At 58.7% G+C, this 10027-nt stretch carries 8 protein-coding genes; 3 read left to right on the top strand and 5 right to left on the bottom strand.

Going from position 1 to position 10027, the window contains the following annotated elements; all coding sequences use genetic code 11:
• The 5 genes from FJY67_09695 to FJY67_09675 all read right to left on the bottom strand — a co-directional run.
• On the bottom strand, positions 1 to 626 hold a 626-nt coding region (locus FJY67_09695; protein ID MBM3329725.1), incomplete at its 3' end, for a trehalose-6-phosphate synthase.
• Between the two features lie 23 nt (positions 627 to 649).
• Entirely contained in the window at positions 650 to 1516 is an 867-nt protein-coding gene (gene otsB, locus FJY67_09690; GenBank protein ID MBM3329724.1) for a trehalose-phosphatase, read from the bottom strand.
• 79 nt (positions 1517 to 1595) lie between these two features.
• Entirely contained in the window at positions 1596 to 1925 is a 330-nt protein-coding gene (locus FJY67_09685) for a DMT family protein (GenBank protein ID MBM3329723.1), read from the bottom strand.
• A 2-nt stretch (positions 1926 to 1927) separates the two neighbouring features.
• A complete protein-coding gene (locus FJY67_09680) occupies positions 1928 to 3055 on the bottom strand; it encodes a glycosyltransferase family 4 protein (protein ID MBM3329722.1) in 1128 nt (375 codons plus the stop codon).
• A 24-nt stretch (positions 3056 to 3079) separates the two neighbouring features.
• Complete coding sequence (locus tag FJY67_09675; protein ID MBM3329721.1) at positions 3080 to 4915, bottom strand: ABC transporter ATP-binding protein; 1836 nt, start codon at positions 4913 to 4915, stop codon at positions 3080 to 3082.
• 320 nt (positions 4916 to 5235) lie between these two features.
• Here FJY67_09675 and FJY67_09670 point away from each other — a divergent pair, with 320 nt between their 5' ends.
• The 3 genes from FJY67_09670 to FJY67_09660 all read left to right on the top strand — a co-directional run.
• Positions 5236 to 8109, top strand: a complete 2874-nt coding sequence (locus FJY67_09670) for a tetratricopeptide repeat protein (GenBank protein MBM3329720.1) — start codon at positions 5236 to 5238, stop codon at positions 8107 to 8109.
• The gene (locus FJY67_09665; GenBank protein ID MBM3329719.1) at positions 7956 to 9272 is read left to right on the top strand and encodes a glycosyltransferase family 2 protein; all 1317 of its coding nucleotides are present in this window, start codon (positions 7956 to 7958) and stop codon (positions 9270 to 9272) included. The genes FJY67_09670 and FJY67_09665 overlap by 154 nt, the downstream gene beginning before the upstream one ends.
• A 69-nt stretch (positions 9273 to 9341) precedes the next feature.
• On the top strand, positions 9342 to 10027 hold a 686-nt coding region (locus FJY67_09660), incomplete at its 3' end, for a glycosyltransferase family 1 protein (GenBank protein ID MBM3329718.1).

Genomic DNA, 10027 nt, shown 5'->3' with positions numbered 1-10027 from the left:
AAATTGCGCCTGTCGCGGAGGGTCTGAAACCCGATGATGTCGAACTCGAGCAGTGCCTGCAAGATCTCCGCTCGCCACGGCAGGCGCAGGAAGATGTCCATGGGCGGAAAAGGGATGTGTAAAAAGAAGCCGCTCTTGCGTTCGACGCCCAAATTGCGCAACGACCTGGCAATGGTCATCAGGTGATAGTCGTGCACCCAGAGAAAGTCGGTCGGCTGGCTGAAGTTGGCTATCACCGTCGCGTATTTATCATTCACCTGTTGATAGGCGCTCCAGAAGCGCGGTTCGAAATTGCAGCGCGTTTGAAGGTCGTGAAAGAGCGGCCAGACGATTTGGTTGGCAAAGCCGAGGTAGAAGTTCTCGACTTCGTCACGCGTGAGCGTGACCGGCACGAGCGTATAGCCGTCGGCGATATGGGAGGCGTCGAGTTCGCGCGACCAATCGACCTCTTCGGTTGTTCCCGACCAGCCGATCCAGAGTCCGCCGCGGTTCTTAAGAACCGGGGTGATGGCGGTTACCAGTCCGCCTCCACCGGGCAGCAGTTTCCATTCTTCGCCGCTCTTCTTCAGCACAATGGGCAGCCGGTTCGAGACCGCCACCAGACGGGCCACTTCAACCTCGCGCATGACCGGAGGTGTAAGACGGAACTTCATCGCTTCGCCTTTGTTGCCTGAAGCCACCGATCGAGAAAATCGAATAGACCCTCCGGTGGCATAAGATGGACTTCGGCCAAGGTGGGACGCCACTCACTACGCACGAGCGCCTTCAGGCCCCGGTCACCCAGCGCGGCGAATGCATCCTCGTCGGTCAGGTCGTCACCCAGAAAAGCGACGACTGCGTCAGCCGCGACACCTTTCAGAACATCTTCGACGACTCTCCCTTTAGTTCTGGTCGTGGCGCGCAGTTCCAGCCCGCCGTCGAAGTTTCGAAAGGATAGGCGGAGATCGCGTGCCGCCGCCCGGGCCATGATTGTCCCGGCGACGGTTCGCATCCGTTCGCGTTCGGCTTCCGTGCATCTTCGCCAATGCAGCGGAACGCTACCCGGCTTCACTTCGATGAGATCGCTCCAGCCTGCCGCAATGAGGGCCAGGCGGGTTTCGTCAAGCACCTGTTCCAGATCGGACTCGATCTGAATGAGTTCCCGATTGCCGGATGGTGTGAGGTGCTCAAAGCCGTGGCAGCCCCAAATATCGGGGTGTGGCTGCCATCCGAGGAGGCTCACGACCTCGCTCGACGGACGACCGGAAACGATTACTACGTCTGTGCCGCCGCAACGAATCTCCTCAAGAAGCGGCACGATTCCGTCATAAGGGCGCGCTTCCATACGCTCGACCTGAAAGGGCGCTATCGTCCCGTCGTAGTCGAGGAGAAGATGCCGCTCCGGTGCCGTCATCAGGCGTTCAAAGAACGCCTTCAACCGGACCGCGTCAGTTGTCGTCTTCGACTTCGACAAAGGCTTCCTTGGGCGCTCCGCACTCGGGACAGACGTCGGGCGGTTCGTCGCCGATATGTTCATAGCCGCAGACGCTGCAGCGATAACGATTCATATTGATAGATGTGCGATTAACGATGTATGGAGGAGTTCCGTTAGCGAATCACCACTCCTTGAAGACGAAAACCACCGCCAACAGGATGCAGGCGAAACCGGCGGCGTAGTTCCAGCGGAACTCTTCCTTCAGGTAAAGGATCGAGAAGGCGCAGAAGGTCACCAGCGTGATCACCTCCTGGATAGTCTTCAGTTGGGCCGCGCTGTAATGCCTATGGCCGATCCGGTTCGCCGGCACCTGCAGGCAGTATTCGAAGAAGGCGATGCCCCAACTTATGAGGATCACCTTCCAGAGCGCTGATTGTTTGTATCTTAAGTGCCCATACCAGGCAATGGTCATGAAGACGTTCGAGAGAGTCAGAAGTATGACGGTGGACATTACTATCTGTTTTGCATTCGCCGATGGTGTATGGCTCGTTCATAGACCTCAATCCGCTGCCTGGCGCGGGCTTCGGATGAGAACATCAGTCGGGATCGCGACCTGGCGCGCTCGCCCCAATTCCTTCGCTCGTCGGAGGGCATCAGCAAAAAAGTCTCAATGCCCTTTGCAAGCGATTCCGGATCCCCGACCGGCACCAAGTGACCAGTCTCGTCATCTGCCACCGACTCGTCGAACCCCGGCATACGGCTGGCTACGCAGGGTATTCCCATCGCTTGAGCGTTCAGCAGCACTCCCGAGAGACTCTCGTTGCCGATAGACGAGTTGACCACCAGGTCGCTGATCTTTAAAACTCGCGCCGGATCGCGGCGGTAGGGTGAGAGAGTGGTAATGTCCCCTATTCCGTGGTCGGCGACGAACGGCGTCAGTTGCCCGGTGTCGCCGCCGCAAAAAAGGAGGTGAAACCCGACACCCTTTTCCTTCAGCAACATAGCCGCCCGGATCAGGACGTCCTGTCCGCGCCAGGGGGAGTAGTTGCCAAGATGGGTAACCAGGAACGTCTCCTCGGGGATGCCGAGTTCCGCCCTCAGGCCGGTCGTATCGACGGACTCCGGAACGGAGCAGACTGGATCGACCTCGTCGTAGATCAAATGCACCTTATCGGGTGCTATCCGTCCGGTCGAGAGGATGATCCGCTCAAGCGCCCGGCAATTCGGCACGACTGCATCGACCCGGTTGAGGCGATACTTCAGTTCCTGAAAGTAGTCCATCGTCCGGCTGATGCCGCGGTAAAAGAGCAATGCGTGTCGGTTAAGGCCGATGCCGCCGAAGAGGGCGTGATATTGCGCGCCAGACTTGAAGACCTCGACGACATCAGGATCGAAGTCCTTCAGTATTTTACGGAATGCGCGCAACGAAGCACCCGTCGGTCGGTGCTGGAGGGGCAGCACTTCGTAGTCGGGGCAGACGGCGGCCAGCCGCGCCAGACCCTTTACCCCTTCGCGTTCGTCAGGCCCCCAGACGGCTTTGACTTCGATGCCGAGGTTCTTGAGGCCCATAATGGCAAACAGCGCCTGGTGGGCTCCACCAGCGTATATCCCCCCCTGCCCGACGGCAATCAGAACGCGCATAGGTCGGTGGTCAGCATTAGACGTTCATTCGGCATTCAATCTTCCCTGCTCCCAGAGTCGGGCGTAGATACCCTTCCGTTCCAGCAACTCGCGGTGCGCTCCCTCCTCAGCGATGCGTCCCTCACTTAGGACGACGATCCGGTCGGCCGACTGCACCGTCGAGAGGCGATGCGCTATCACCAGCGTCGTCCGTCCCTGTCGCAAGCGGTCGAGGGCATCGCGGACGAGGGCTTCCGATTCGGTATCGAGCGACGAGGTCGCTTCGTCGAGCAAGAGTATCGCCGGGTTCTTCAAGATCGCACGGGCGATAGCGATGCGTTGACGTTCGCCTCCCGATAGTTGGACGCCCCGTTCGCCGGTCTGGCTTGCAAAGCCGTCTGGCAGGCGCTTTATAAAGGTCTCGGCATTGGCGGCAATTGCAGCGGCGACGACCTCTTCGAGGGTAGCCTCCGTACGTCCGAAGCGGATGTTCTCTTCGATGGTGCCGGCAAAGAGCAGCGTTTCCTGCGGGACAATGGCAATCCGGCTGCGAAGGTAGGCGGTGTCGATCCGGGTGACATCGTGCCCATCGAACCGGATCATCCCCCGCTCAAGCGGATAGAAGTGCAGCAGCAGGCTCAGCAGTGTTGACTTGCCGCTTCCCGAAGGACCAACTAACGCTACCGTCTCTCCCGGCTGAATGGTTAGGTCGAGACCCCGCAGGACCGGAGGCTCGCCGGTCCGGTAACCGAACTCGATCCCTTGAAACTCAACCTTACCGGACAAGTCCGGACGCAGATCGCCGCCCCGGACGACATCCGCTTCGTCGTCAGATGCGAGGAGTTCGTCGATCCGCGACGACGATGCCGAGGCCCGGGCCAGGACGCTGTTGATCTCGCCCAGATCCTTTATCGGCTTGTAGGCGTTGACCAGCAGAACGACAAAGCCGGTAAGGTCGCCGATGCTCATCGCTCCTGTCAGAATGCGCCAGCCGCAGAAGAGAAGCAAAACTGCCAGCCCGACTGTCGATATCGCCTCCTGGGTAGGATTGTGGAGCGATGCATATTTGGCGCCCTTCATCCCCCAGCGGTAGTTTTCCTTCAACTTTGCAGAAAAAGCATCGAGGACGGTGGATTCGCGGCCAAACGCCTTGATGACGCGCGCTCCGGCAATCGCTTCTGACAAGTAAGACGTATAATCGGCCACATTTTGGGAGAGCCGTCCGGCGGCGCGGCGCATTCGTCCCCCGAACTGTTTGATGGCCAGTGCTGAGAGCGGAAAGACCGCCAGCGCCATGAGCGCCAGCGGCCAGGCCATCAGGAACATCATTCCGACATAAAGGAAGGTGTAGAAGACAGACTTCGTAACGTTGATTCCGGCCCGGATCGCACCCTCAAGTTGCGATGCGTCGTAGGTGATGCGGGCCAGAATGTCCCCTGACCGACCGCGGTCAAAGTGCGCCGTTGGGAGATGGATGACCTTCCTGAAGAGGTCGGCCTTTAGTTGCGTCAGGACGCCGTAAGTTGCCCGCCAGAGGAGATACTCCTTGACGAAGTGAAAGAGCGCCTGTAAGAGCACCAGTCCGACCGTCCCGGCGACAAGATAAAGGAGTATCGTCCGGGCTTGATCGCGGCTGGTGAGGGTGATGTCGTAAAGGACGAACCCGCCGAGTGCCCGTTTGACCTGGATCAAAAACGGTGCATCTGCAGTCAAGGCTCCGGCTCCGGCAAAGAGGTCCATCAATCCGGCGATGACCAGCGCTACCGCTGAGTTGACCAACCCGAAGAAGATTGTCCCGAGTGCTGCCAGACCGATCTCGAGCCGATGCGGGGCAAACCTGCGGATCAAACGGCGCAAAGGACGACCTTCACGACCTTTCATAGTGAATCTCGTCCCATTGAGAACGGGGAACTATCCGGCACTATGGATCATCAAAAACATATATCAATATACCCTCCCCGAAACCTACCGGCAACCTCCGGCATTCGGGAGTGCCTTGACACCTAAAAGGTGGAGCGGTATATTGAACGACTATCCCCAGTCCTAAAGGTCGTCTTATAGCCTCTCGCAACATCACGCGGCAACTTGCCCTTCTGATCGTCATCGCCGGACTCCTGGCAGCCTTCGCGCCGGTTTACGCTGCGCTGCCGAGCGCCGCCGACAAGGACTTTGCCCACGCCTTCGGTCTCTATCGGGACGGGATGTATCAGATGGCTGTTGCGCGCCTCTCGGAATATCTCCTGCGCTGGCCTGATTCGGACCGTGCCCCGCAGGCGCTCTATCTCCTTGGCGAGTCGTCCTTTCAACTTCGGCAATGGCGCGCAGCACGAGATGCGCTGGAGCGATTCCTCGACAAGCATCCTTTTCATAAACTTGCCGATGCGGCAGCGCTCAGGCTGGGACAGACGCTGCTCGAGGAGGGTCGTAACGATGCAGCGGTCAGCGCATTGCGCAATCTGTTCAAGCGTCATCCCGATTCGCAATATGAGCCGGACGGCCTCTACTGGCTGGGCGAGGCACTTGCTGCGACCGGCGATACGATCTCCGCGCTCGACACCTACCGGCGATTGATGGAGCGATTCCCCAGGCACCGCCAGACGCCCTGGGCGGCCTATTCCATCGGATTCATTCGGGAGGTCAAAGGAGATACGACCGCTGCGCTGGCAGCCTATGAGGCTATCTGGAGGGACTTTCCCAATGCCGCTTCGGCGGCGTCGGCGAGATATCGTGCGGGCATCCTTTACTATGGGCGGAGGCAGTTCGATGCCGCGCGCCGGATGCTCGAACCGGCAGCCCTTGAGAAGAACGAGACCGGTCGCCGGGCACGCTTTCTCCTTGGCGAAATCGCTACCGGTGAGGGAAAGTTCAGCGAAGCTGAAGCGCATTATCGGACTGTGCTGACGGATGACTCGACTGGCGCCCCGGCGCCTCAAGCAGCCTTTGCCCTGGGGTGGGTCTATGCACGGCAGGAGAAATGGCGCGAAGCGGCAGCGTTCTACGAATCGGCGGCCCGCCGTTACAAGGGATCCGACCTGGGTAGTATAGCCGAGGTTGAAGCCGGCGTTGCCCGGATGAAGTCCGGCGATCCGGCTCGCGCGGTTGAGATGTGGCAGGGCATTCTCAAGGAAGCGCCTTCATCGACGGCAAGTGGTCGGGCCGGGATCGAGTTAGGCCGTTACCGGCTGAAGAGCGGCAAGCCGTCGGAAGCCCTCACCGCGCTGCACAAGGCGTCTGAAGGGCGCCTCGAAACTGCAGATCGTATAACGCTTCAACGTCTGATGTCGAATGCTCTTGAAGCGACCGGCGACCTTAAAGGCGCTTTTACCGCCGCTCGAGGTGCGGTGATGAATGCGACTGCCAAAGGCCCCGACCATGAGGAACTTCTCTTTACGGCGGGCTATCTTGGACATAAGGCAGGCGAGGACTCGGCAGCAGCAATCTACCTTAGGCAGCAACTCGACACTTATCCCGACGGCCCTCGCGAAGCTGAGGGTCTCTATTATCTTGCCGAGTCGTTCTATCGCAGTGGAGACTATCGTGCAGCCGGAGATACCTACCAGCGGTTCTTGAAGAAGTATCCGCAGCACTCGCTGCTGCCGGAGGTGCGATACGGCCGGGCTTGGGCGCTCTATAAGGCGGGCGACTATCGAACCGCAGCGACGGCTTTCGGCGAATTTGTTCGCGAGCATCCCAAGAGCCGTTACGCCCTCGATGCCGAACTGCGTGCCGCCGATTGCCGGTTCAGCGCCAAGGACTATGCCGGCGCGGAAGATATTTACCGGCGCTATGCCGCCAAAGCGATATCTGTTGACGACAAGGTGCGCTCTGAGTATCAGATCGCGGTCTGCATCCTTAAGCGGGAGAAGTTCGACGACGCTGCTGCGGCGTTCAACTCCTTCGCCGGTCATAATGCGTCTTCGGAGTATGGCGACGATGCCCGTTACATGGCATCGTGGGCAATGTTCCAGGGTGGTCGTCTAAACGAGGCTGGAGAGTCCTATGAGAAGTTACTGCGCGAATTTCCCTCCTCCACTTATCGTCCTCAAGCCGCCTATGGCATCGCCGATGTTAAGTACAACCTCAAGCAGTATGCCGCCGCCGCCGATGCCTACGAGCGCGTCATACGCGACTATCCGAGTTCGCCGCTGGTCGGCGATGCCATCAGCGGACTGCAATGGTGCGCGCTCCAGTTGGGGGATGTCGATCGAGCACTGAGGGTCACCGACGAATTTGCCCGTGCCAACCCAACCAGTCCGCTGGTCGATGACATAGCGTTGCGCATTGGAGACCTGCTCTACAACAGCGGCGACCGGCGGCGCGCGGCCGATGCCTACCGACGACTGGTGGAACAACATCCCCGCAGTGAACACGTTCCGGCCGCTTTATTCTGGCGCGGCAAAGCGCTCCTCGACGACCGGGACACGACTTCAGCAGTGCCCATTTGGGAAGACCTCGTTCGCCGCGACCGCAAGAGCCAGTTCGCGGCAATGGCTCTGCTACAACTGGGGCGCATCGCCGAGGCGCGAGGCGATCCGCTCGCGGCGCGACGGGCTTATGCGGTGTTGCGGAGCGATTTCCCGAAACTCGAGTTAGCCGGAGAAGCAGCCATTGCTGAGGCTTCCCTCGTCCGGCGCGACGGTGATCCATCCGGAGCGATAAGACTGCTTGAGCCATTGGCGACGGGCGATGCGAAAAGCGAGTCAGCCGCACGAGCCAATATTGAACTAGCGCGCTGTCTGACCGATCAAGGCCGCATTAACGAGGCGCTGGATCGAGTAACCCGCATCGCTGCCGACCGGTCGGATGCGGTAGGCGCGGAAGCGCAGTTTGAGGCCGCGGCCATCAAGACTCGAATCGGCAGGAAGGAGGAGGGCGCTGCTGAATTTCTTAAGGTCAAGTATCTCTTCGGCGCCTTTCCGCAATGGGCCGCGCCGGCGCAGATCGAAGCCGCCCGCATCAAGATCGAGTTGGGGCAGACGGAGGAAGCCCGTCGCATTCTGAACGGCGTGAAGCGCGATTATGGCGAAGACAGGTGGGGCCGCGAAGCGGCGAAGATGCTGGAGTCGAATCGTTGAGCGAAGGCGCGGCAATACTGCTCCAAACTCTTTTTTGGCTCAGTGCCGGATTGCTCTTCCACAATTACTTTGGATTGTTACTTCTTCTCAAACTGGCTGCACTATTCATAGGTCGGCCATCAAGACCTGAGATGAAGATTGATAGACTTCCTGGGATGACGGTCGCCATCGCCGCCTACAACGAGGAGGCCGTCATCCGGGAGAAGATAGAGAATCTACTCGATCAGGACTATCCCGCCGACCGCGTCGAGGTGCTCGTAGGATCGGACCTTTCTACCGACCGCACTGACGAGATTGTCCGCTCTTACGCTGGTCGAAACGTCCGTCTGGTGCGGATGGATGAACGATCCGGCAAGCAGGGAGTGTTGGATCAGATTGTCCCACTGGCATCGAATGACATCGTCGTGATAACCGATGCCAATGTTATACTTAAGGATGACGCCTTGCGCAAGTTTGCGGCAGCCTTCACCAATCCCCAAGTCGGAGCCGTCAGCGGCAATCTAAAGGTGATTCTGGCGCCCGGCGTTGCGCTTCAGGAAGAATCAACCTATCGCAGTTTCGAAGTAAGCCTTAAAATGTCAATGAGCCGATTTGGAGCGTTGGTGGGGTGTGTGGGAGGCATATATGCGCTGCGCAAGCACCTTTATCGTCCGTTAGGGCCGTTGCCTATATCCGAAGATGTAATCGCGCCGTTGGAAGTTCTCGCCACAGGCGCGCGAGTGGTCTTTGAGCCCGATGCCATAGGCTTTGAAGAAGCCGGCCCGACGATGGCAGCCGAACTTCGTCGCCGAGCCCGCAACATCGGTCTTACGATCAATTCGACAGCACGAGCCCTGCGGCTAGGCGCACAGGCTGGACCATTCAGACTATTCCTGACTCTTTCCTACAAGATTCTGCGCTGGTATGCCGGGTTCCTCTTTCTCGTCTTTGCACTTTCGGGGCTGTTGCTTTACGGACTCTCGCCAGTTCATACAATAATTGCTACAGGCTTGATTATACTCTTTGCCATAGGATTAATCGGCGGACTTTTGCATCTCTTTAGTTTCAGACTCTTTCCTTTTTCGCAGGCTTTCTACTTTCTGATGATGAATCTGGCTGCACCGCAAGGTCTGTATTTGTATTTGCGCGGCACCAAGCGCTACTGGACACCCCGCGGCATATAGCCGCACCTTTGATACGCTTGCAACTTGCTCCGCAGCATCGGTCTCTAAACATCCGATTGGAGTAGCAGTTTGAAGATCAAGTCCTTTCACGTCATCCCGAATCTACCCGAGCCATTGAAACCGCTCCGGGAAATCGGTATGAACACCTGGTTCACCTGGAACTGGCCCGCCGTCCAACTCTTCCTGCGCCTCGACGCTCCGACCTGGGAGCAGTGTCGCCAGAACCTGATCATGATGCTGGGCGAACTCTCCCAGAAGTCCTTCGATGAAGCCGCCCTCGACGACAGTTTCGTCGCCAATTTGCAGCGCGTCGAAGCGATGTTGAAGGACTACCTTTCAGCTCGCACCTGGTTCGATGAGATGCATCCCGGCGAGCGGGAACTGAAGATCGCCTACTTCTCCATGGAGTTTGGGCTTGGCGTAAGCCTTCCGGTCTATTCGGGCGGACTCGGCATCCTGGCCGGCGATCACCTCAAGGCTGCCTCCGATCTCGGACTTCCGTTGGTCGGTGTGGGATTGCTCTATCAACAGGGCTACTTCGAGCAATATCTCAATATCGACGGCTGGCAGGGCGAACGGTATCCGATCAACGACTGGTATAATATGCCGGTTAGCCGGATGAAGGATGCTGCCGGCAAGCCGCTCGCCATATCGGTAGATATTGCCGGCGAAGCGCTCGTCGCGCATATCTGGAAAGTGCTCGTCGGTCGGACCGCGCTCTATCTGCTCGACGCCAACATCCCCGAGAATCCACC

Source organism: Calditrichota bacterium (assembly GCA_016867835.1).
Taxonomy (GTDB): domain Bacteria; phylum Electryoneota; class AABM5-125-24; order Hatepunaeales; family Hatepunaeaceae; genus VGIQ01.
The sequence above is the reverse complement of the archived record's forward strand: the minus strand, read 5'-3'. Positions and strand labels throughout refer to the sequence as shown.

Coding starts and splice junctions, on each gene's coding strand:
- otsB (MBM3329724.1), bottom strand. CDS start 1,516: ATGAACATATCGGCGACGAACCGCCCGACGTCTGTCCCGAGTGCGGAG.
- FJY67_09685 (MBM3329723.1), bottom strand. CDS start 1,925: ATGTCCACCGTCATACTTCTGACTCTCTCGAACGTCTTCATGACCATT.
- FJY67_09680 (MBM3329722.1), bottom strand. CDS start 3,055: ATGCGCGTTCTGATTGCCGTCGGGCAGGGGGGGATATACGCTGGTGGA.
- FJY67_09675 (MBM3329721.1), bottom strand. CDS start 4,915: ATGAAAGGTCGTGAAGGTCGTCCTTTGCGCCGTTTGATCCGCAGGTTT.
- FJY67_09670 (MBM3329720.1), top strand. CDS start 5,236: ATGTATCAGATGGCTGTTGCGCGCCTCTCGGAATATCTCCTGCGCTGG.
- FJY67_09665 (MBM3329719.1), top strand. CDS start 7,956: ATGGGCCGCGCCGGCGCAGATCGAAGCCGCCCGCATCAAGATCGAGTT.